General features: G+C 62.0%; 22 protein-coding genes and 2 tRNA genes. 9 read left to right on the top strand and 15 right to left on the bottom strand.

Annotation, left to right across the window (positions count from 1 at the left end; all coding sequences use genetic code 11):
* The first annotated feature begins 31 nt into the window (after window positions 1–31).
* Genes erpA through FJ950_RS06980 form a run of 4 tightly spaced genes read left to right on the top strand, consistent with a single transcriptional unit; the run spans window position 32 to window position 1952 of the window.
* Complete coding sequence (erpA, locus tag FJ950_RS06995; protein ID WP_140616066.1) at window positions 32–379, top strand: iron-sulfur cluster insertion protein ErpA; 348 nt, start codon at window positions 32–34, stop codon at window positions 377–379.
* A gap of 7 nt (window positions 380–386) precedes the next feature.
* Window positions 387–779 (top strand): VOC family protein, encoded by a 393-nt coding sequence (locus FJ950_RS06990; protein WP_140616064.1) that lies wholly within the window; start codon window positions 387–389, stop codon window positions 777–779.
* Between the two features lie 7 nt (window positions 780–786).
* Entirely contained in the window at window positions 787–1584 is a 798-nt protein-coding gene (xth, locus tag FJ950_RS06985; protein ID WP_015317524.1) for an exodeoxyribonuclease III, read from the top strand.
* A 50-nt stretch (window positions 1585–1634) separates the two neighbouring features.
* On the top strand, window positions 1635–1952 hold the full coding sequence (locus FJ950_RS06980) for a hypothetical protein (protein WP_181171099.1): 318 nt from the start codon (window positions 1635–1637) through the stop codon (window positions 1950–1952).
* A gap of 23 nt (window positions 1953–1975) precedes the next feature.
* Here the strand turns inward: FJ950_RS06980 and FJ950_RS06975 are convergent, their stop codons facing one another.
* The 8 genes from FJ950_RS06975 to FJ950_RS06940 form a co-directional block, all read right to left on the bottom strand.
* Window positions 1976–2824 (bottom strand): tetratricopeptide repeat protein, encoded by an 849-nt coding sequence (locus tag FJ950_RS06975; protein ID WP_140616060.1) that lies wholly within the window; start codon window positions 2822–2824, stop codon window positions 1976–1978.
* Window positions 2811–4535, bottom strand: coding sequence for a dihydroxy-acid dehydratase (gene ilvD / locus FJ950_RS06970; protein ID WP_140616058.1), 1725 nt, complete (start codon window positions 4533–4535; stop codon window positions 2811–2813). The genes FJ950_RS06975 and ilvD overlap by 14 nt, the downstream gene beginning before the upstream one ends.
* Window positions 4536–4825: 290 nt before the next feature.
* On the bottom strand, window positions 4826–6067 hold the full coding sequence (locus FJ950_RS06965) for an OmpP1/FadL family transporter (protein ID WP_140616056.1): 1242 nt from the start codon (window positions 6065–6067) through the stop codon (window positions 4826–4828).
* Window positions 6068–6426: 359 nt separating this feature from the next.
* Window positions 6427–9210 carry a valine--tRNA ligase gene (locus tag FJ950_RS06960; RefSeq protein WP_140616053.1) on the bottom strand — a complete coding sequence of 928 codons (2784 nt, stop codon included), beginning with the start codon at window positions 9208–9210 and terminating at the stop codon, window positions 6427–6429.
* Between the two features lie 315 nt (window positions 9211–9525).
* A complete protein-coding gene (locus tag FJ950_RS06955) occupies window positions 9526–10350 on the bottom strand; it encodes a PopZ family protein (protein ID WP_140616051.1) in 825 nt (274 codons plus the stop codon).
* Between the two features lie 252 nt (window positions 10351–10602).
* Window positions 10603–11988 (bottom strand): TolC family outer membrane protein, encoded by a 1386-nt coding sequence (locus tag FJ950_RS06950; protein ID WP_015317517.1) that lies wholly within the window; start codon window positions 11986–11988, stop codon window positions 10603–10605.
* Window positions 11989–12168: 180 nt separating this feature from the next.
* Entirely contained in the window at window positions 12169–12837 is a 669-nt protein-coding gene (locus FJ950_RS06945) for a protein-L-isoaspartate O-methyltransferase (RefSeq protein ID WP_015317516.1), read from the bottom strand.
* Window positions 12838–12927: 90 nt separating this feature from the next.
* Window positions 12928–13001 (bottom strand) — tRNA-Cys (locus FJ950_RS06940).
* A gap of 217 nt (window positions 13002–13218) precedes the next feature.
* Between FJ950_RS06940 and FJ950_RS06935 the strand changes: the two genes are divergently transcribed.
* A complete protein-coding gene (locus FJ950_RS06935; protein ID WP_140616049.1) occupies window positions 13219–13470 on the top strand; it encodes a hypothetical protein in 252 nt (83 codons plus the stop codon).
* A 47-nt stretch (window positions 13471–13517) separates the two neighbouring features.
* Here FJ950_RS06935 and FJ950_RS06930 read toward each other — a convergent pair whose 3' ends face one another.
* Window positions 13518–13778, bottom strand: a complete 261-nt coding sequence (locus FJ950_RS06930; RefSeq protein ID WP_015317514.1) for a hypothetical protein — start codon at window positions 13776–13778, stop codon at window positions 13518–13520.
* A 222-nt stretch (window positions 13779–14000) separates the two neighbouring features.
* On the opposite strand from FJ950_RS06930, the gene FJ950_RS06925 reads away from it, so the two are divergent.
* Window positions 14001–14075 (top strand) — tRNA-Asn (locus FJ950_RS06925).
* Window positions 14076–14215: 140 nt separating this feature from the next.
* Here the strand turns inward: FJ950_RS06925 and FJ950_RS06920 are convergent.
* The 3 genes from FJ950_RS06920 to FJ950_RS06910 all read right to left on the bottom strand — a co-directional run bounded on the left by FJ950_RS06920 (window position 14216) and on the right by FJ950_RS06910 (window position 15568).
* A complete protein-coding gene (locus tag FJ950_RS06920; protein ID WP_140616501.1) occupies window positions 14216–14515 on the bottom strand; it encodes a DUF982 domain-containing protein in 300 nt (99 codons plus the stop codon).
* Window positions 14516–14558: 43 nt separating this feature from the next.
* On the bottom strand, window positions 14559–15011 hold the full coding sequence (locus FJ950_RS06915) for a hypothetical protein (RefSeq protein WP_140616047.1): 453 nt from the start codon (window positions 15009–15011) through the stop codon (window positions 14559–14561).
* 68 nt (window positions 15012–15079) lie between these two features.
* Entirely contained in the window at window positions 15080–15568 is a 489-nt protein-coding gene (locus tag FJ950_RS06910) for an Hsp20 family protein (protein WP_140616045.1), read from the bottom strand.
* A gap of 340 nt (window positions 15569–15908) precedes the next feature.
* On the opposite strand from FJ950_RS06910, the gene FJ950_RS06905 reads away from it, so the two are divergent.
* Window positions 15909–16340 carry a cupin domain-containing protein gene (locus FJ950_RS06905; RefSeq protein WP_140616044.1) on the top strand — a complete coding sequence of 144 codons (432 nt, stop codon included), beginning with the start codon at window positions 15909–15911 and terminating at the stop codon, window positions 16338–16340.
* Window positions 16341–16436: 96 nt separating this feature from the next.
* Here the strand turns inward: FJ950_RS06905 and FJ950_RS06900 are convergent, their stop codons facing one another.
* Together FJ950_RS06900 and FJ950_RS06895 are read right to left on the bottom strand one after the other, a co-directional pair.
* A complete protein-coding gene (locus FJ950_RS06900; RefSeq protein ID WP_015317509.1) occupies window positions 16437–16892 on the bottom strand; it encodes a carboxymuconolactone decarboxylase family protein in 456 nt (151 codons plus the stop codon).
* A 102-nt stretch (window positions 16893–16994) separates the two neighbouring features.
* Window positions 16995–17423 carry an SRPBCC domain-containing protein gene (locus FJ950_RS06895; protein ID WP_140616043.1) on the bottom strand — a complete coding sequence of 143 codons (429 nt, stop codon included), beginning with the start codon at window positions 17421–17423 and terminating at the stop codon, window positions 16995–16997.
* A 199-nt stretch (window positions 17424–17622) separates the two neighbouring features.
* Here FJ950_RS06895 and FJ950_RS06890 point away from each other — a divergent pair, with 199 nt between their 5' ends.
* Together FJ950_RS06890 and FJ950_RS06885 are read left to right on the top strand one after the other, a co-directional pair.
* Window positions 17623–18381 (top strand): copper homeostasis protein CutC, encoded by a 759-nt coding sequence (locus FJ950_RS06890; protein WP_181171097.1) that lies wholly within the window; start codon window positions 17623–17625, stop codon window positions 18379–18381.
* Window positions 18378–18866 carry a GNAT family N-acetyltransferase gene (locus FJ950_RS06885; RefSeq protein WP_140616041.1) on the top strand — a complete coding sequence of 163 codons (489 nt, stop codon included), beginning with the start codon at window positions 18378–18380 and terminating at the stop codon, window positions 18864–18866. Before FJ950_RS06890 ends, FJ950_RS06885 begins: the two co-directional genes overlap by 4 nt.
* Before the next feature lie 126 nt (window positions 18867–18992).
* Here FJ950_RS06885 and FJ950_RS06880 read toward each other — a convergent pair whose 3' ends face one another.
* Window positions 18993–20015, bottom strand: a complete 1023-nt coding sequence (locus FJ950_RS06880) for an acyltransferase (RefSeq protein WP_140616040.1) — start codon at window positions 20013–20015, stop codon at window positions 18993–18995.
* Window positions 20016–20206: the final 191 nt, after the last annotated feature.

Genomic DNA, 20206 nt, shown 5'->3' with positions numbered 1-20206 from the left:
ATCATGTGAAACCGAAAGCAAGGTGACGCCCATGGGCGCGGATGCCAAGACTGCCATGAAAGTCGATATGACCGAGGCCGCGGCCAAGCGGATCGCCAGGATTGTTTCGGCCGAAGCCGGCAAGACGGCGCTGCGTGTGTCCGTCGAAGGTGGCGGCTGCTCCGGCTTTTCCTACAAATTCGATCTGGTCGACACACGCAATGACGACGACGTCGCCATCGAGAAGGATGGCGCCACGGTGCTGATCGACGATCTGTCGCTGGTCTATATGGGTGGCTCGGTGATCGATTTCGTCGACGATCTGATGGGACAGTCGTTCCAGATCAGGAACCCGAATGCGGTTGCCTCCTGCGGCTGCGGCACCAGCTTCTCCATTTAGGACCGAGATGCCCGCAACTGGCGCGGTTCGTCAGGTTGCGCTCTCCGCCGGTCGCGACCTCGACGCGACGCTGGCCTTTTGGCGCGACGTCCTCGGCATGAGCATTCATGCCCGCTACGATCCGCCCGGCATCGCCTTCATCATGGCCGGCGATGTCAGGCTGTTGTTTACCGACGGCATCCCGGCCGGCACCCTCTATCTCGACATGTCAGGCCTCGAAGCCTTCCACGCCCAGGCCAAGGCAGCCGGCATCCCCTTCACCGCGCCGCCGGCGCTCGTCCATCGCGACACCGAGGGCCAGTTCGGCCCGGCGGGGGAAAGCGAATGGATGGCCTTTATAAAGGACCCGGCAGGCAATACGATCGGTTTGGTCGAACGCCGTCCGCCGCAGGAACAATGAGACCGTCATGAAAATCGTCACCTGGAACATCAACGGCGTGCGCGCCCGCATCGGCAACCTGACCCATTGGCTGACCGAGAGCGCGCCCGACATCGTCTGCCTGCAGGAGATCAAGACCGTCGACGAGCAGTTCCCGCGCGCCGAGATCGAGGCGCTTGGTTATAATGTCGAAACCCATGGCCAGAAGGGCTTCAACGGGGTCGCCCTGCTGTCGAAGCTTCCTTTCGACGAGGTCATCAGGGGCCTGCCGGGCGACGACATCGACGAGCAGGCCCGTTTCATCGAGGGTGTTTTTTCCACCGACAAGGGCGCGCTTCGTGTCGCCTCGCTCTATCTGCCCAACGGCAACCCGATCGATGACGAGAAGAAGTTCCCCTACAAGCTGTCGTGGATGGCGCGGCTGGAGCGGTGGGCGCAGGAGCGCCTGAGGCTGGAAGAGGCGCTGGTGCTGGCCGGCGACTACAATGTCATCCCCGAGCCCATCGACGCGCGGTTTCCGGAGAACTGGCTGGGCGACGCGCTGTTCCAGCCGCGGACGCGGCAGGCCTTCCGCCGGCTGCTGAACCTCGGCTTCACCGAAGCGGTGCGCGCGGTCACCGATGCGCCTGATACCTACACGTTCTGGGATTATCAGGCCGGCGCCTGGCAGAAGAACAACGGCATCCGCATCGACCATCTGCTGTTGTCGCCGGAAGCCGCAAACCGGTTCTCATCGGCTTCGATCGAAAAACATGTGCGCGCCTGGGAAAAACCGTCCGATCACGTCCCGGTAGCGATCAACCTCGCGCTGCAGCCGGCCGGATAACCAGAGAAACCCTCATATCGCCACATTCCGCCGCATGATGGGAGATCATCATGGCGGCCGGGGTTCCCATGACCATTCGATTTGCTCTTTGTCCGATCGGCTTGGCACTCGCCACGGCCGCGATCGTGCCGGCCTTCGCCGCGCAGGGATGTCTTGCCAATGGAAAATCCTATCCGGTCGGCCAGGTCGCCTGCCTGACGGTCGCCGATCAGAGTCATTTGGCCCGCTGCGACATGGTGCTCAACAACACGTCGTGGACAAAGGTCGGCGATAGCTGCCCCGCAAACACGATGGCGCCGCACCTGCACGTCACGCCGATCTCCACACCCGCGCCAAGCATGGTGCCGACCGAACCAACCGAAAACTGATTTTCTGGTTCCTCGAAAGAACCTTACTGATCGACGTTGCTGCCCTTGGTCAGGATATCGTCGGCCAGTGAGATCGCGGTGCGACGGTCGGCTTCGCCGGCAGCGGCGAAGGCCTCTTCCTGCATGCCGCGAATCCAGGGCTGATCGGCCGGGGAAGCACGCTCGAGGGCCGCTGTCATCATCGCCAGGCCGCGCACGACCTTGCCGCTCTGGAACAACAGATGGCCAAGCGTCGCCTGCGCGCCGGCATGGCCCTTCTCGGCGGCGAGTTGGAACCAGCGCCCGGCCTGCTTGACGCTGGCCTTCACGCCGCCTTCACCCTTCAGGAACATCTGCCCCATCTCGAACTGGGCGTTCGGATTGCGGTAGTTGGCGGCGGCGCGCATGTAGTATTCCTGCGCCGCCACCTCGTTCTCGCTGACCGGGCTGCCGGGAATGCCCTTGCGCAGATAGTCGCCCAGCGCCACCAGCGCGTCGGAGACGTAACTTTCTTCCGGAGAGCCGGGCTCGACGTCCTGGTCTACGATCTCCGAGAAGAACTTGAACGCCTCATAATCGTCGCGGGCCACGCCGTCGCCTTCGGCATACATGCGCGCAAGTTTCCAGGTGGCGCCGATCTGGCCGTTTTCGGCGGCGTATTTATAGGCCTCGGCCGCCTGTTCCTTGTGGCCGTTCTTGTAGGCGGAGAAGCCAAACTGGAACACCGCCCAGGGACTCGACTGCGGCTTCACGCCGGTCTTGTCGTCGAACACCTTGTCGTCGAAAGCCATGGCCTGGCCCACGGCGCCAAAGATCGCAACCGCGACCAGTGCCGGAAGGACAGATGACCTCAGCAACTCTGGTGTTGACTTCAACAACTCAGATATCCGCATAGCAGTGTGTTTCTTTCGCACCGCCCGGATGGGTGACCGCGCCATCCCGGGCGGACCCTACCGTCTGTGCGTATTTCCATATCGCGCCCGACTGATAGTCGGTCGTACGCGCCTTCCATGTCTTCGCCCGAGCCGCCAGCTCGCTATCGGACAGCGCCACCTCGATCGTGCCCTTCACCGCGTCGATCGTGATCACGTCGCCATCCCTGACGAGACCGATCGGACCACCAACCGCAGCTTCCGGCCCGACATGGCCGATGCAGAAGCCGCGTGTCGCGCCCGAGAAGCGACCGTCCGTGATCAGTGCCACCTTGCCGCCCATGCCCTGGCCGTAGAGTGCCGCCGTCGTCGACAGCATCTCGCGCATGCCAGGACCGCCGCGCGGTCCCTCATAGCGGATGACCAGAACCTCGCCTTCCCGGTAGTTGCGATGCGTCACCGCTTCGAAACATTCCTCTTCCGAATCGAAGCAGCGCGCCGGGCCGGAGAATTTCAACTCCGCCATGCCCGCGACCTTCACGATCGCGCCTTCGGGGGCAAGGTTTCCCTTCAAGCCCACGACACCGCCGGTTTGGGTAATAGGTCTGTCGGCCGGGCGGACCACATCCTGGTGTTCATTCCAGGCAACGTGCTCCATATTTTCGGCCAAAGTGCGGCCAGTGACCGTCAGGCAATCGCCATGCAGATAGCCATGGTCGAGCAGCGTCTTCATCAGCAGCGGAATGCCGCCAGCCTCGAACATGTCCTTGGCGACATATTTGCCGCCCGGCTTGAGATCGGCGATGTAAGGCGTCTTCTCGAAGATGCGCGCCACGTCGAACAGGTCGAATTTCAGTCCGGCCTCATGCGCGATCGCCGGCAGGTGCAGTGCCGCATTGGTCGAGCCGCCGGTGGCCGAAACCACGGTCGCCGCGTTTTCCAGCGCCTTCAGCGTGACGATGTCGCGCGGCCGGATGTTTTTGGCGATGAGCTCCATGATTTTTTCGCCGGAGGCGAAATTGAAGCGGTCGCGCATTTCGTAGGGCGCCGGCGCGCCGCAGGAATAGGGTAGCGCGAGACCGATCGCCTCCGCGACGGTGGCCATCGTGTTGGCGGTGAACTGGGCACCGCAGGAGCCGGCCGAGGGACAGGCGGCCTGCTCGATTTCGAGCAGCTCGGCATCGCCGATCGTGCCGACCGAATGCTGGCCGACCGCTTCAAACACATCCTGCACGGTGATCTGACGGCCGCGATAGCTGCCGGGCAGGATCGAACCGCCATAAATGAAGATCGACGGCACGTTGAGCCGCACCATGGCCATCATCATGCCGGGCAGCGACTTGTCGCAGCCGGCGAGCCCGACCAGCGCATCGTAGCAATGGCCGCGCATGGTGAGCTCGACCGAATCGGCGATGACCTCGCGCGACACCAGCGACGACTTCATGCCCTGGTGGCCCATGGCGATGCCGTCGGTGACTGTGATGGTGCAGAATTCGCGCGGCGTGCCGTTGGCGGCCGCGACGCCCTTCTTGACCACCTGCGCCTGGCGCATCAGCGAAATATTGCAGGGTGCCGCTTCGTTCCAGCAGGATGCGACGCCGACCAGCGGCTGCGCGATCTCTGCCGCCGAGAGGCCCATGGCATACAGATAGGACCGGTGCGGCGCACGCGCCGGACCGACAGTCACATGGCGGCTAGGGAGCTTAGCCTTTGAGATGACCTTGGCGTCCATTCTCTTCCTTGCCGCGGGCGGTGCGACCTGTCCCATCGCCGAGCCTTCTGGCGCGTGTCCCGAGACAAGATCGAGGTGCGCCGGGTTTATGGCGGGAAATGGGCAATTTCCTCGACCTGACTTCCAGCGCAGGGGTTGTTCAGGAAGTGTTGCCAAAACGTCACAATTGGACGAGGCGGCCCCAGTGGGGATTATATGCAACGAAGCTTGAATGATGGGCGTATCGGCGATGCCGGTGCCAACAAAAAAGGCCGGGCAATGCCCCGGCCTTCCATTGTAATTTCAAAAGCTTAGAACTTGATCTTGAGGCCGCCAGAAAGCGCCGTGACCAGATCGTTACCGAAGTCGTAGCTGGCATCGGTACCGGCCACGTACCCGTTTTCATCGGTAAGCGTACCGGAGTGGCCGCTGGTCAGCACGCCAATCGCGCCAGCCAGACGAAGTTCGATATTGGGGCGGGGCGTGTAAGCGACGCCGCCACCCAATGTCCAGGTGTCAGTCTGTGAGCCGTAGCCATGTGAGGTACCGCGATCCCAGGTAAGCTGGCCGGCGGCGCTCCATTGATCGTTGAATTTGTGACCGATGCCGCCCGAAACGGTCCAGCCGTCACGATACATCAGATCGAGAGAAGTCCACCTGACCGGCTGCGGAGAGGTCGTTGTACAAGCAGCAATCCCTCTCGTGGCCTGCGAGCAGATCGGAATGCTCTGTAAAACACTCCAGTTGACCCACTTGATCGAGCCGAAGGCAAGCCAGTCAGGAGCGATGCCCGACTGTAGCTTAAATTCCACGGAATCCGGCATCGAAGCTTCACCGTAGATCGGAATAATCGGACCACCGACATGAGTCAGATCAAGGGTGCCCGCAATGTTATCCAGCCTCACCTGGGAATTATAGACGAGGCTAGCCCGCAACGCGATCTCAGGAATCTCGTAGGCCAGCCCCGCTCGCCAGCCCCAACCGCTGCTCGTCAGGTCGACGCGACCGGTACCGGAGAAATTCGGCAGAAACGGCGTCACAAGGTCTTCCTTGAAACCATAGACTTCCTGGTAAAACACACCGCCAATGAAGCGGACTTGGCCCTTGCCAGCATCCATTTTATAGGAGCAGGTGCCCGCGTAATTGTTGCTTTTGATTTCAGTTTCCATGTTGGACTGCGCGCCAACCCATTGGCCAGGGGCCGTGTGCGCCCCCCAAGGCTGCGAGTAGTCGAACATGCAGTCGACCCCCGGCACGACCTGGGCCTTAACGCCGATGCGCGGCACCCAGTAATTCTCGCTATCGTTGGCAGTGGTCGAGCCTACGACGGTACCGTTGAGCGGATCCGTATCCTTTGCGTTCTTGAGCTTGCGATCCGGCATCACATAGGTCGTTTCCGCTTCCGTTGCGAACGGCGCCGGATCGAACAGAAGATCGATATCATATCCGCCACGCTCAATGCCGCCGGCATGCGCCGAACTCATCGCCGCACCCACCAAAGCCAGCGAAAAGCATCCTGCTCCCAGCAGTGCTTTCAGACGCAAATTGTTCATGGATGTCCTCCCCGAATAACTAGTGCATCAAGCTAGAACCAATTCAGGTTAACGGTGCAACAACGAATTGATTGGCGTACATGTACATGTTCCCGCAACGTATTTTGGACAAAATGCGAGCGGATGCCGCGGCGCCAAAAAAGGGCCTTTGGCGAGGTTTGCCTTTCCCAAAAAAGGAAAAAAACGGCCAGAAAGGCCCAAAAAAAACCGATTTAAGGGGTCTTCGGCCCCATTGTTACATTATGGCAACAATGGGGCAAAAACTTCCGTTTACGTCAACATTAACGCAACGGAATGCCGATTTTCGAGGCAAAAGACTACCCATTTTAGAGGGTGCTAAAGTCTCGCGAATCTGCCTTTCAGCCGGCGTCACGAACCCTGGTCAACGCCACCGAAAGCTTGTCCTGCGCGGCGCGATATTCGGCGAGCTTTTCCCGCTCGCCTTCCACGATCTCGGCCGGCGCGCTGGCGACGAATTTCTCATTCGACAGCTTCTTGTGCAGGCGCGCGATTTCCTCGGTCACCTTGACCAGTTCCTTCTGCAGCCGCCCGGCCTCCGCGGTGAGGTCGATCAGGCTGCCAAGGGGCAGGCAGATCGTCGCCTCGTTGAGCACGATCTGTGCCGACCCCTTGGGTGCCGCATCGGCGAGCGAGATGTCGCCGACACGCGCCAGCCGCTTGATCGCCGACTCCTCGCGAACCAGCCGCTCGCGCGTCACATCGTTGGCGCCGACCACGACCAGCGGCGCTATGGCTGCCGGCGGCACGTTCATCTCCGAGCGCACCGAGCGGATGCCGGAGACGAGATCGACCAGCCAGTTGATGTCGCCAGCCGCTTCATGGTCCTCGAAATCCGGCGACGGCCATGCGGCATGGCACAGCAGCGAGTCCCGATCCCTGCCCTCGCCCGCCGTCTGCGCCCACAGCTCCTCGGTCATGAACGGCATCATCGGATGCAGGAGCTTGTAGATCTCGTCGAGCACGAAGGCGACGCAGGCGCGGCTTTCGGCCTTGGCGGCCTCGTCCGAGCCCATGAACACCGGCTTCAAGAGTTCCAGATACCAGTCGCAGAACAGGTTCCAGACGAAGCGGTAGGCGGCTCCAGCCGCCTCGTTGAAGCGATACGAGGTGATGCCGTCGGTGACCTCGCGCGCGGCGCGCGTCAGTTCGGTCAGGACCCAGCGGTTGACCGCCAGCTTGGCGTCGTTCAGCCAGAAATCGTCATTGCGCGCGACTTCGTTCATCTCGGCGAAACGCGTCGCGTTCCACAGCTTGGTACCGAAATTGCGGTAGCCGGCGATACGCGCCGGATCGAGCTTAACATCGCGCCCTTGGGCCGCCATCACCGTCAGGGTGAAACGCAGCGCATCGGCGCCATATTCGTCGATCAGGTCGAGCGGATCGATGACGTTGCCTTTCGACTTCGACATCTTGGCGCCGTTCTTGTCGCGCACCAGCGCATGCATATAAACGGTGTGGAACGGCTCCTCGCCCATGAAGTGGAGGCCCATCATCATCATGCGGGCGACCCAGAAGAAGATAAGATCGAAGCCGGTCACCAGCACGTCGGTCTGATAATAAGTCTTCAGCTCCGGCGTCTGCTCCGGCCAGCCCAGCGTCGAGAAAGGCCACAGCGCCGACGAGAACCAGGTGTCGAGCACATCCTCGTCGCGGGTCAGGATCTCGCCCGGCTTGAAGTTCTCGAGCTTGTCCTCGACCCAGGCCTTCCATGGCCCTTCCAGCGCCAGATAATATTCGATGGCGGCGCTCAGCGCCTCTTCCTCGGTCTTCTCGACGAAGACACGCCCATCTGGCCCGTACCAGGCCGGAATCTGGTGACCCCACCAGAGCTGGCGCGAAATACACCAGGGTTCGATATTCTCCATCCACTGGAAGTAGGTCTTGTCCCAGCTGTTGGGGATTATTTTGGTGCGCCCCTCGCGCACCGAGGCGATCGCCGGCTTGGCGAGTTCCGCCGCGTTGGCGTACCACTGCTCGGTCAGGAACGGTTCGATCGGCACGCCGCCGCGGTCGCCATGCGGCACCGCATGGCGGTGCGGCTCGACCTTGTCGAGGAAGCCGCCGGCCTCCATCAGCTCGACGATCTTCTTGCGCGCAACGAAACGGTCGAGGCCGTCGAGCTCGTCCCAGACGGCCTGGCGCTCCGGCGTCACCTCGACGCCGGCGAGGAAGTCCTCATTATCCCTGAGCTTGATGGCCGCTTCGACGGTCAGGATGTTGATCGCCGGCAGCTTGTGGCGCTTGCCGACCTCGAAGTCGTTGAAATCATGCGCCGGCGTGATCTTGACCGCTCCGGACCCCTTTTCCGGATCGGAATACTCGTCGGCCACGACAGGGATCTTGCGCCCGACGATCGGCAGGACGACATTCTTGCCGACGAGATGCCGGAACCGGTCGTCCTCTGGATTCACCGCGACAGCCGTGTCGCCCAGCATTGTCTCGGGACGAGTCGTCGCCACGATAACGAAGGTTTTTGGATTCTCGGGATCGAACGTCACGCCTTCGACCGGATAGCGGAAATGCCAGAGGTTGCCGTTGACCTCCTGCTGCTCGACCTCGAGATCGGAGATCGCGGTCAACAGTTTCGGGTCCCAGTTCACAAGGCGCTTGTCCTTGTAGATCAGCCCTTCCTTGTAGAGCGTGACGAAGACTTCGAGCACGGCCTTGGAGAGGCCCTCGTCCATGGTGAAGCGTTCGCGCGACCAGTCGGCGGAAGCGCCGAGACGTTTCAGCTGGTTGAAGATCGCGCCGCCCGATTCGGCCTTCCACTCCCACACTTTCTCGATGAATTCCTCGCGGGTGAGATCGCGGCGGTGGATCTGCTTTTCCATCAGCTGCCGCTCGACCACCATCTGCGTGGCGATGCCGGCATGGTCCATGCCGGGCTGCCACAGGACGTTCTTGCCACGCATGCGCTCGAAGCGCACCAGAATGTCCTGCAGCGTGTTGTTGAGCGCATGGCCCATATGCAGCGAGCCGGTGACGTTGGGCGGCGGAATGACGATGGTGAAGGCCTCGGCCCCCTCCTCCGCCCCAGCGCCGGCGCGAAACGCGTCGGCTTCCTCCCACACCTTGGCGATCTTCGGCTCGACGGTTTTTGCGTCGTAGGTCTTTTCAAGCATGGGAAAACGGTCCGCGCTGTCGGGAATTTTGCTGGTTCGGTGTAAATCGGAAGGTCTTGGCCAAGTCAACCGCGAGGGATGTCCTGAGGCTTCACAAGCAGATAGGCGTCGGCCTATTCATTTCAACGGACGGGCCGTGGGCGTCTTGACGCCAATGGATCGCTGGACCCAGACCCCGGGGCTCGCGCACCTTCATTGTCAGCGACTCCGACGGCAACCTGCTCGCCTTCGCCAGTTCGGCAACCAGTGACTGATCCAACCACAACGAGAAACGCCGCCTCGGCGGCGGCGTTTCTCGGGATGCTAGCCTGGACGTTATTGCGCTCCGCGTGCCACGCGCTCGATCTCTTCGCGCACCAGCCTTTCGACCAGCGTCGGCAGATTGTTGTCCAGCCAATCCTGCAGCATCGGACGCAGCATTTCTTCGGCCATCTCGTCGAATGTCTTCTTGCTGCGGCTGGCAAAGGCGTCGGACAGTTCGCCGAAGGCGGCCGCGACCTGGCGGCCGGTATGTTCGGATAGAATCGCGGGACGCACCGCGGGCGTTTCGTGCGCCGCCGCGCGCGCCTCACCCGTACCCGTTGGAGCATCGCTTGAAGGAGCCGGGTCGATCGTAGGTTCCGCCGCCACTGGTTTGCTTGCCGAAACCTCCGGCTGTGCCGCTGGCCTGCGGACGCTCCGGTCCGGCATCGCCTTGGCTTGCTCGCCAACCGCCGCGATCTCGCGCCGCCAATCGGCGACGATGGCTTCACTTGTCGCAACCTCCGCGGGAGCCGCTGGCGCGTCGGCGGCAGGCTCGGCGGCAACCCGGGCGCTGACCTCGGCCAGTGTCATCGGCGTCCTGCCCGGAACTGGACCGGCACGCGGCGGCGCGTCCATGCGCGCAATCGCCGGCTGCGCCTGGATTGTTTCGGTCACAGCGACCGGCTTCCTGACCTCGGGAGCGGCATGCAGTTCGGCGCGGAACGCATCGATGTCGGCGGCCGCGACAGTGCTCGCTGCCGGCTCCAGGTCCTGCTGCAATTCGTCGGCCTCGCCCGGCTGCTTGCGGCCATTGTCGCTGTCTTCGATGATCCTCCTGATGGAAGCCAGTATCTCTTCCATGGAAGGTTCGCGCTGTGCGCTGCTTGCCGTTGCCATCGTCACATCCGCCGCCCTTGTGACCCGTTGCAGATTTCCGCTCCGGCAAAAGCCGGATTCGAATCATGGCGACAGCGTAACCGACGGATCGCCGCACGAGAATCCCCAATCTGGGGACATGTGGGATTTCAACAGATTAGAGCAAATCCGCCAAAGCCGTGTGACGGTCCCGTCAGCCACCGACCAAGGGAGGACGATGGTCCAACGGTGTCGATCGAATCCTAGCCAGAAAACGCCGATCGAGCGAACGGCCTAGCGGCCGTCCGGCGTACGCAGGCCGATCCACTTGTCCTTGACGGCATTGTAGTGCTCTTCGGGCCTATACTTCGTCACCTGCAGCGCAAGCCGGTCGACAGACAAGCGGCCAATCGCCTGAAGGATGGCATAGCTCGCCACGACAACGTCGTGTTCGGAATTGGCCTGGTTGATCTTGGCGGTAATCACGGTGGCCTGCGCATTGAGTACGTCAAGCGTCGTGCGCTGGCCGACATTGCGTTCCTCGATGACGCCGTTCAGCGCCAATTGTGCGGCGTCGATAACCTGCCTGTTGGCGGATACGCTTTGCTGCGCGGCGGTGTATTGCGACCATGCCGTGGCGATGGCCTGGCGCACCTGGTCGCGGGTAACGTCGACCTGGATGCGTGCTTGCCCCAGCGATTCCTTGTTCTGCCGCACGACCGCCGACGTCCGGCCGCCGGAGTAGATTGGAATGGTCAGCGTCGCGCCGATATTGGCCGAGGTCGAATTGCCGTTGGAACCGGTGATGTCGGGAATGGACTTGCGGTAATCTTCCGAAACGCCGGCCGAAGCCGACAGCTGCGGCAACAGCGCGCCTTCAGCCGATTTGACTGAAAACGCTGCGGCGTCGACCAGATGCTGGGTGGCAAGGATGGCCGGGTGTTCGGCCGAGCCGACGGCGATCGCCGCGTCGAGGCTCGACGGCAGCAACCGGCCCAATGGCGAAGCGGGCCTGAGCTTGCCAGGCTCGTCACCGACGACCTGGTGATAGGTCGCAGCGCTGGCCAGCGCCTGTGCGCGGGCCGCGCTCAGCGATGCCACCGCGGAAGCTCGTGAGGCATCGGCCTGCGCGACATCGGTGCGCGTGCCTTCGCCGACTTCGAAGCGCGAGCGCGCGGCGCGCGCCTGCTCGCTCAGGAACTGCAGGTTCTGCTCGGTCAGCACCGCGATCTGCCGGTCGCGAATCACGTCCATATAGGCCATGGCCGCGTTGAACAGCGTGTTTTCCTCGGTATTGCGCAGGCTTTCTACCGACGCCTTGACCTGGGATTCGGCGGCCGCGACATTGTTCCTCGTCTGAAACCCATCGAACAGCGATTGATTGATCTGAATGCCGTAGCTGCCGCTTGTCAGCTTCGAACTGCCGCCGCCATTTGCCCGGCGCGTGTTCGTATAATCGATGTTGGCTGAACCTGTAACCGTCGGGCGCCAGCCCGACTTGGCGATGGCCACACTCTCGTCGGTGACACGCACGCCGGCGCGCGATGCATTCAGCGTGGAATTGTACTGATAGGCTTTTGAAAGCGCGCCGGTGATGGTTTCAGCCGAAGCAGCCAGTGGGGATAGCGCGGTCGCCGAAACAAGGACGGCGGTGAAAAGTGACTTGCGTACTGACGGCACGGTGTATCCCTCATTCGTTTTCCATGGGAACCGCGCCGCGCCGGCTTCTCCTTCCAGAGCAGGCGGCGTGGCGTCTTTATGTTCCCTGTCGCTCAGCCCAAAGTGCCCCCAGTCTGGGATCAGCAACGATCGTTCAAATGCAAGCGACCATGACAAGGTCTTTGCTGCAAGGCAAATCATTCAGAATTCGAAAGCATGCTCACGTTCGAACCCGGGTAGTGGCTTAATTGCCGCATTAAACGCCCTTCTCCCGGTTACAACCCCCCCGGCTTTGACAAAAAGTCGCGCCACGCCTGAATTGCCCTGGCCCTCGACCGCCACAAGGCGGCCGCCTTCGGCGAGTTGGTCGAGCAGCGCCGACGGCACTTTACTGACACTGCCGCCGATGAAGATGACCTCGTAAGGCGCCTTCGCGGCATGGCCTTGCGCCAGGGCGCCCTGAACCACGGTCACATTGCCGCAGCCAAGCCCGGACAGGGTCGACGCGGCGGTTTGCGCCAGTGCCGAATCGCTTTCGAGCGCCACGACGGATCTCGCCAGGCGCGACAGGATGGCCGAGGCATAACCGGTGCCGCAACCGACATCGAGCGCCGAGTCGGTCGGGTTGATCTCGGCCAGTTGCATCAGCTTGGCCAGTGGCGAAGCTTCCATCAGGTAACGCGGGCCATCGGCGCTGTCGGCGATGCGGATGTCCTCGTCGATATAGGCCAGATCGCGCTGGCGATCGCCGACGAAGACCTCGCGCGGCACGGAAAGCATCGCATCGAGCAGCGGCGCGCTGGTCACGTCGGTGGTGCGAACCTGACCATCGACCATCTTGACGCGAAGTTCGGAAAAATCAGCGCTCATGCTCCAACCAATCTGCTTGCCGCGCCAGAATCGCGGTTCATTTCGACCGGAACTTCAGGCTCCGGCGCTGACGCGCTGGAGCCCGGGTATTGGAGGCCTCGCCCGGAATCGAACCGGGGTGCAAGGATTTGCAGTCCTCTGCGTAACCACTCCGCCACGAGGCCTCATTGCTCCCGGCGTTCCACCCGGTTCCAATAGGTTGCGGCGAAAATGCCGTCAAGCGGCCACACGCATTCCAAAACGGTTTCCTTGCGCCGGCTCCGCGCCCTGTTAGATCGCCGTCGGAGCCGCCCACTCACATTGGCAATCCGTTAAGCATGGCAAATGATCGAGCGAAACTCCGCGCACCGGCTTGCGTTGAGAAACAGGGAGGACTGCATCATGGCCCTGGCCAAACCGAAGGACGAAACGCACGAAACCGAAAGCGTGCCGCTGCTGGGATGCGAGGAATTGGTGCGCTATGCCATCGACTGCCTGAGAATAGAAGGCACCGGCAGGCTTTCACCCCGCGACCGGGCGCGCCTGGCCTCGGCTTCAGCAGTCCTGAAGGAGATCAGCGAAGATCTGAAAGCAGGCCAGCAACCGGATTCGGAGGAATCCGGCACCAGCACGGAGAAACAGCGCGACGATTGATTCTCGCCGAAGGCGACCGCCATGCGACATGCATCGGTATCGGCCGCTCAATTCGGCCGGCGTCGCCGCTCCCACCAGACGACCAGGCGGCGCCGGTGGCGGCGCACCATGGCAATTTCGTAGGAGAGCACCAGCAATCCGAGCGGCACCATCCAGAAGCCGAGGATCGGCAAGAACCCGAGGATGCCGCCAAGGGTCAATAGCACGCCGATCGTGATTCTGAGGCCGCGCGACTGCGGCATGGTGAATTCACGCCCGAACACCGAGATCTTTCTTGCGGGTATCGGGTTTTCGTCCGCTGCCGTCATCGTGAAGAACTGCCTGTGTTAGGGCTCGACAATCTCATTTTACGAAAGCCGCGACCGCCCTTTCGGTTCCGCGCTCGTCGCCAAGACGGCTAATATGAGGGTGGGCAAGGCCGATTGCGAGAAACGCCTGAGCGAAAAAGTCTCGGAAAAATGCGAAATGCTTCTTTGCAAAGCCGAAACGGGTTTGCTATAGGCTGCGCCACTTGCTCAAAGAGCCTCCGTTCCCCGGTAGCTCAGTGGTAGAGCAACCGGCTGTTAACCGGTTGGTCGCTGGTTCGAATCCGGCCCGGGGAGCCAATTTCTCAAAAGACCTCTCTGCCTGCCATCGTCGGCACCACGCGACATAGTGGGTTCGCCGTGGCTGTGACCCGTCCTGCTAACCCGTATGGGACTGCGGGCAGCGACACCTCTAGGCAGTGCCGCTGCCGTTGTCGCAGCTAGGCGGCCACCCCACCGCGGCCAGATTTGGTGCCGCTCATCCAAGGCAGCGGAGCAAGCGGCTCCTGCAGCATCTTGACGGATCTCGCGAACCCAGCGACGGCATCGCGCGCGACCGAGAGTGGTATCTGGCCATCGTAAGCACGCTGGCAAGCCCGGAAGGCCGTTTCGAAAATCGGGCCTCGACGCTCCCGCGGCCACTCATCCAGGAAATCGAATGCATCCTCAAGGCTTCCTATTTCTTGGATGAACTGGCCATCCTTGACTAACACCGGTCGATCGAACGTCCTGTCGCCCATATAGTCCTCCATTCGGTTGAGGGTGTTCGTTTGCTTCAGCTTTTCACGCGACGGCATGCTCAGGCTCCGCGAACATGCCGCCATCCCCACACCTGGGTGGGACACCGGCATATGCCGGAACCGGCGGCGGATCATCGTCGTCGTCATCTCGCCAGGGGTACCGCAGCCAGTTGCGCCTGGTTTTGTTGCGACGCTGGTCTGAGGACGGACTGCGATCAAACGGTGCCCTGGCCGTCGGCTTGCGCGCAATCTCGTCCAGGGTGTGGAGCGCACGAAGAATCTCGCTGACCTGCGCCATCGCACCGTTGTCCAATTGACGCAGGGTTGGATTGTCAGGAACCGCATGGGCGTCCGAGGCCCAGAAGGCGAGCAGAGCCCTCTTCTCGCCGATCGTCATGTTCTCGTTCAGGACGTCCTCGGGCGTACGCAGCGCAGCGAATTCCGCTGCGTAATCCGTCGGTTTGGATTCATGAAAACTGTAAGCTTGTGATCTCATCTCCGTTCTCCGCGATCTGTGCCTCCCGGCCGAGCCGGGAGGCGGACCACAGACTGAGGTTTCTTGTATCAGGCCACCTTGCGTTGCGGCTCGGCATCCACATCTATGGACTGCTTGTTGCCGCCATCCTGAAGCGGAACCGCTGCGGCGTTGGAACCGATCTCGATGCGCCGGGGCTTGAGTTCCTCGGGCACTTCGCGGACCAGGTCCACCGACAGCAGGCCATTATGAATATTGGCCGCCTTGACCTTGACGTGGTCTGCAAGTTTGAACACCTGCTTGAAGTTGCCTATCGCCAGGCCCCGGTGGAGGATTTCCCGATGTTGCTGATCGGGCTTTCTCTGTCCGATGACCGACAATTCGGGGCCGTTCTGCACAAGTTCCACTTCGTCGAGACCGAAGCCGGCGACGGCCATCGTGATACGATAGTCGTTGTCGCCATTCTTCTCGATGTTGTAGGGCGGCCAGTCGGAGCGCACACTGTTTTCGAGCATGTCGAAGAGCCGGTCGAAGCCGACCGTGGTGCGGTAAAGAGGCGAATAATCAAAGCTTCTCATAGCCATATCCTCCGTGAAGCAACATGGTTTACGGGTCGCCGCAGCGTCGCCGCGACGCGGTATGTCGAGCCGAAGCCTCGACGGAAAACGATCTGGGAATCACGATTTTTTTATTCAAGAGGTCGCCCGAAATTTTTTTGAAGCGGCACTACGGCCATTCCTGACCGGGCATGCATCAGGCCTTGCGGCGACAGCCCTCCGGTTGGAAGCGGGTGAGGAATATGGCCCGGGTGGTGGATCAACCGCCCGTGCAAATGCACGCCAGGTTCGGCCTCTGGTCACGAGCGGCTTGCACGCCGCCGCCGCCGCGCGATAGATGCGTCGGTCAAGGGAGGACATCATGCGGAAAATCCTGGCATCGGTATTGCTGCTCACGGCAGCATCGTTCGCGACCGGCGCTCATGCGCTGGACAGCAGCGGAACCCCAGTCGTCGTGACGCCACTCGCATCACGTACCACCACTGCATCCGGGCAGCCGATCACGCTGCCGCGGAAGAACGTGCAGGTGCTGGTCTCGACCTATGACATCGCGCCCGGCGCGACCTTGCCGGTCCATCGCCATCCTTTCCCGCGCTACGCCTATGTCCAGGCTGGAACGCTGAAGGTCACCAACGTCGAAACCGGCAACAGCAACACCTACAAGACTGGCGATTTCATCATCGAAATGATCGGGCAGTGGCACCAGGCCACCAACATTGGCGACGGGCCGGTCAAGCTCCTGGTGATCGATCAGGTCGAGGAAGGCGCCATGAATACCGAATTGCGACAGTAGCCACCAAGTTACATAGGTGCTCCCGGCGGGGCGGGAAGGCAATTCGCCGCCCGCCCCCTCGCCTCGTGGACCCAGCCCCCCATGTGAACCCGGCGCTCAGCCCCAGGCGCCAACCGGCTGCCGGGTCGTCGCGTTCAGCCTATTGAAGGCGTTGATCAGGGCGATCTGGATGACCAGTGCGGCAAGGGCCTTCTCGTCATAATGCCGGGCCGCCTCCTCCCAGATATCGTCCGGCACCGCGTCCGGTCGGTCGGCGAGCCTTGTGCCGGCTTCTGCCAGCGCCAATGCCGCGCGTTCGGCGTCGGTGAAATAAGGCGTTTCCCTCCAGGCAGCGAGGGCAAAGATGCGCTCTTCCTTCTCGCCGGCTTTCTTGAGCTCGCGCGCGTGCATGTCGACGCAGACGCTGCAGCTGTTGATCTGACTGGCGCGCAGATGCACGAGCTTGCGTGTCACATAGGGCAGGTCCGCTGCCTCGGTCGACTTGTCCAGCGCCAGAAACGCCTGCAGGGCGCCTGGGATGAGCATCACCGGGCTCTTGATTCTCGCTTGCATGTGTCTTCTCCTTTTGAACTGTTCTCCGGGCGTGCTTTCCCGGCCCGGACGCCTCGCATCCAGGGTTTCGACTTGATGGAACTGTTAGCTGCCTGCCGGGTGTCAGGTCTGTTTTGAGGTAACCTGTTCGAGCCGTTCGAGAATGCGCGGCCAGCCGCTTCCCATGCCGATATAGCCACGCTCGTCGGCGGGCCGGAATCCCGACTGCTCCATTCGCACCCGGGTCGCCATCCCCTCGGGTGTCAGTGACCACGTCACCACGGTTTTCAACCCACTGTCCGATTCCGTTCCATCGCCCCAGCTATAAGCCAGCAGCCGCGGCGCCTCGACTTTCAGCACCATGCAGTTCGTCACCCCGGACCATCCGGGAACTGGTGTCGCACGGAATGTGAAGCGATGCCCCTCTTGGGCAGCGAAATCATTCTGCATGAGCCATTCGCCGACGAGTGCCGGCACGGTCAGTGCTCGCCATATCTTTTCCGCCGAATATGGAATCAGCCTTTCGACGACGATCGATTTGGTTTCCGTCATGCCTTGCTCCTCTCGTTGCTGTCGTGGTGCCACGCGCAAAATCATAACCCGTCAGCTATGTATAACCCATAACCCTGCAGTTATGTGACTGTCAAGAATGGAATCTGCCGTCTGGTCCAAGTGGCGGCGTAGCGTTCACGCTTCCGCGCCAGGCGCCCGGGTGCTAGGGCTTGCGCAACACCATGGATTGGATCGCCCCTTGACCCCAAAAATTCGCCCGCCGCTTATCGAAATCTGTGTCGAAGGCATTGATGGCCTGCTCGCCGCGCAGGCCGCCGGAGCCGACCGGGTCGAACTCTGCGCCAGCCTTGTCGAAGGCGGCACCACGCCGAGCCTCGGCACCGTGCGCGCCGCTCTCGACCAGGCGACCGTGCCCTTTCATGTCATGGTGCGGCCGCGCGGCGGGGATTTTCTCTACAGCGAGACCGAATACCGCTCGATGCTTGCCGACGTCGCCGCGCTCCGCGAACTCGGCGTGCCCGGCGTGGTGTTCGGCTGCCTGAACCCCGACGGGACCATCGACGAGCAGCGCATGCGCGAATTGACAGAGGCCGCCGGCCCCTTGAACGTAACCTGCCACCGCGCCTTCGATATGACTCGCGATCCGGCCGAAGCCCTGGAAGCGCTGATCCGCTGCAGGGTTGGCCGCGTGCTGACCAGCGGCCAGCGCGATACGGCGATCGAAGGCCTGGCATTGCTGCAAGAGCTGGTCCTGCTGGCCGGCGAGCGCATCATCATCCTCGGTTGCGGCGGGCTCGATCTCGGCAATATCGCCGAGGTGCGCGCAAGGACTGGCCTGGCCGAAATGCACTTCGCCGCCCTCAAGGACGTGTCGAGCGCCATGCGCTACCGCAATCCGAAGGTCGGCATGGGCGGCTCCGATCTCGACCGCGAATATCGCAACACGCTGACCGATACAGCGCTGGTGGCGGCGACAATCGCGGCGGCCAAGGCATGACCTCGCCCATGGACCGCATTGCGCAGGCCGACGAAGCGGCAATACTGGCGCTCAACAACGAGCACGCCGCCGAATTGTCGTGGCTTGAAGCCGAACGGCTGTCGTTCCTGCTCGCCGAGGCCTTTTACGCGCGCCGCATCGGCGATCTCGAAGCCTTCATCATGACCTTCGACCAGGATGCCAACTACGACAGCCCGAACTTCGTCTGGTTTCGCGAGCGTTACATCAGCTTCATCTATGTCGACCGCGTCGTCGTGGCGGCGCACGCAAGAGGCCGCGGCCATGCTCGCCGGCTCTATCGGGACCTGTTCGACCATGCGCGGAGCGCCGGTCACGCGCTGGTCACCTGCGAGGTCAACACCGACCCGCCCAACCTCGCCTCGGATGCCTTCCACGCCGCACTCGGCTTCGCCGAAGTCGGCGACGCGGTGATCCACGGCGGCAAGAAAGCGGTGCGCTATTACGTCAGGCAGATCGCCACCTGATCGGTGGCACCCGCCGACTCACCCGGACGTTGCGCCACCCCCAAAAACAGCTAAGCGCTGTCTGACGAAAAGGGACCTCGCGGTCGTACGGCTATCGTCTGGCCACCATCAAAACAATCGGGCGGCTCACCAATTGCGGTTGAGCCATTCGCGTGCTGGGCGCTCGATCAGGTAGTAGCTGCAGAGCGCGCAGGCAAAAACCCCGGCCAGCATCGGCCATGGATTGCTGCCCTGCTCGTAGACGAATTTGTAGAAGGGCTGCTGCCACAGATAGAGCGAATATGACCATAGACCCAGCGTCGTCATCGGCAGGGACGACAGCCATCCGGACAAGAACCGCGTGCTGAAATCCAGCGCGTTGACGGCAATCGCCAGCAATGGCACCGCGGCCAGGTAGTGGATCGGTGTCGGTACCGAGTCCATGAACAGGCAAACCGCGCCGACGGCCGCCGCAACGGCGACATAAGGCCCCTTCAGCAACGTCGGCAGCTTGCCGTCCGCTTTGAGCAGGCAGATCGCGGCCGACAGCAGGATCGAGGCGATGTGCACGTCGGTGCGCCAGTACGTGGCTTCATAATCCAGGTGCAGGAACCAGTAGGAAACCGCGCCATTGACCATGGCCAGCAGAGCCAGGACCAGCAGCAGCGGGATGACACGGCTGCGGCTGGCAATCACTGCGCTGATCGCCGCCAGGATGATATAGGCATGCTCTTCGATGCAGAGCGACCAGATGTGGTCGAGCGCGCCGGCCCGATTCAGGAGAATTCCGGCATAGTTGTAGGTGAAGGTCAGCGCCGTCAGGGCCGCCTTCCATTTGAAGGCGATGAACGTGCCTGAGAGCGCGATCATGGCGACGATGACAAAGACCAGAAGCGCCGGATAGATGCGCGAGAACCGGCGTTTGAAAAATTTCTTCAGCGGATAGCGTTCGATGAACAGGATTTCGGCCATCAGCCGGCCGCTCAGCACGAAGAAGAATTCGACGCCCAGCACGCCCAGATTGATCCCGGGAACGGGAAAAAAATGCCCAATCAGCACGAGCGCGATCGACAGACCGCGCCAGCCATCGAGATAGGCCAGTCTTGTCCTGGCCGGTCGCTCGACGATCGCTCGGGGCGGAGCCAGATGGGTCGCGGAAATTTCGGACATGCCGATCCCTTCGCATTGTAATGCGAAAGGCACGGCTATTCCCGAACCCGGCTCGCATTCCCGCCCTGATCTATACTGCAGCGCAATATAAGTTTGTGCAAGTGCGAGATTGCCGCCGATGCATGTCCCCCGCAGCATGGGCCGGAATTGCTTCAAGCAAGGATAGGGACGCGGCCGCCGGGAACTAGGCA

Source organism: Mesorhizobium sp. B2-3-14, from assembly GCF_006442175.1.
Taxonomy (GTDB): Bacteria; Pseudomonadota; Alphaproteobacteria; order Rhizobiales; family Rhizobiaceae; genus Mesorhizobium; species Mesorhizobium australicum.
Note: the sequence above shows the minus strand (reverse complement) of the source record. Positions and strands in the feature narration are given on the sequence as shown.

Excerpts from the sequence above, each read along its gene's own strand:
- erpA (WP_140616066.1), top strand. The coding sequence starts at position 32 with ATGGGCGCGGATGCCAAGACTGCCATGAAAGTCGATATGACCGAGGCC.
- FJ950_RS06990 (WP_140616064.1), top strand. The coding sequence starts at position 387 with ATGCCCGCAACTGGCGCGGTTCGTCAGGTTGCGCTCTCCGCCGGTCGC.
- xth (WP_015317524.1), top strand. The coding sequence starts at position 787 with ATGAAAATCGTCACCTGGAACATCAACGGCGTGCGCGCCCGCATCGGC.
- FJ950_RS06980 (WP_181171099.1), top strand. The coding sequence starts at position 1,635 with ATGGCGGCCGGGGTTCCCATGACCATTCGATTTGCTCTTTGTCCGATC.
- FJ950_RS06975 (WP_140616060.1), bottom strand. The coding sequence starts at position 2,824 with ATGCGGATATCTGAGTTGTTGAAGTCAACACCAGAGTTGCTGAGGTCA.
- ilvD (WP_140616058.1), bottom strand. The coding sequence starts at position 4,535 with ATGGACGCCAAGGTCATCTCAAAGGCTAAGCTCCCTAGCCGCCATGTG.
- FJ950_RS06965 (WP_140616056.1), bottom strand. The coding sequence starts at position 6,067 with ATGAACAATTTGCGTCTGAAAGCACTGCTGGGAGCAGGATGCTTTTCG.
- FJ950_RS06960 (WP_140616053.1), bottom strand. The coding sequence starts at position 9,210 with ATGCTTGAAAAGACCTACGACGCAAAAACCGTCGAGCCGAAGATCGCC.
- FJ950_RS06955 (WP_140616051.1), bottom strand. The coding sequence starts at position 10,350 with ATGGCAACGGCAAGCAGCGCACAGCGCGAACCTTCCATGGAAGAGATA.
- FJ950_RS06945 (WP_015317516.1), bottom strand. The coding sequence starts at position 12,837 with ATGAGCGCTGATTTTTCCGAACTTCGCGTCAAGATGGTCGATGGTCAG.
- FJ950_RS06935 (WP_140616049.1), top strand. The coding sequence starts at position 13,219 with ATGGCCCTGGCCAAACCGAAGGACGAAACGCACGAAACCGAAAGCGTG.
- FJ950_RS06930 (WP_015317514.1), bottom strand. The coding sequence starts at position 13,778 with ATGACGGCAGCGGACGAAAACCCGATACCCGCAAGAAAGATCTCGGTG.
- FJ950_RS06920 (WP_140616501.1), bottom strand. The coding sequence starts at position 14,515 with ATGGGCGACAGGACGTTCGATCGACCGGTGTTAGTCAAGGATGGCCAG.
- FJ950_RS06915 (WP_140616047.1), bottom strand. The coding sequence starts at position 15,011 with ATGAGATCACAAGCTTACAGTTTTCATGAATCCAAACCGACGGATTAC.
- FJ950_RS06910 (WP_140616045.1), bottom strand. The coding sequence starts at position 15,568 with ATGAGAAGCTTTGATTATTCGCCTCTTTACCGCACCACGGTCGGCTTC.
- FJ950_RS06905 (WP_140616044.1), top strand. The coding sequence starts at position 15,909 with ATGCGGAAAATCCTGGCATCGGTATTGCTGCTCACGGCAGCATCGTTC.
- FJ950_RS06900 (WP_015317509.1), bottom strand. The coding sequence starts at position 16,892 with ATGCAAGCGAGAATCAAGAGCCCGGTGATGCTCATCCCAGGCGCCCTG.
- FJ950_RS06895 (WP_140616043.1), bottom strand. The coding sequence starts at position 17,423 with ATGACGGAAACCAAATCGATCGTCGTCGAAAGGCTGATTCCATATTCG.
- FJ950_RS06885 (WP_140616041.1), top strand. The coding sequence starts at position 18,378 with ATGACCTCGCCCATGGACCGCATTGCGCAGGCCGACGAAGCGGCAATA.
- FJ950_RS06880 (WP_140616040.1), bottom strand. The coding sequence starts at position 20,015 with ATGTCCGAAATTTCCGCGACCCATCTGGCTCCGCCCCGAGCGATCGTC.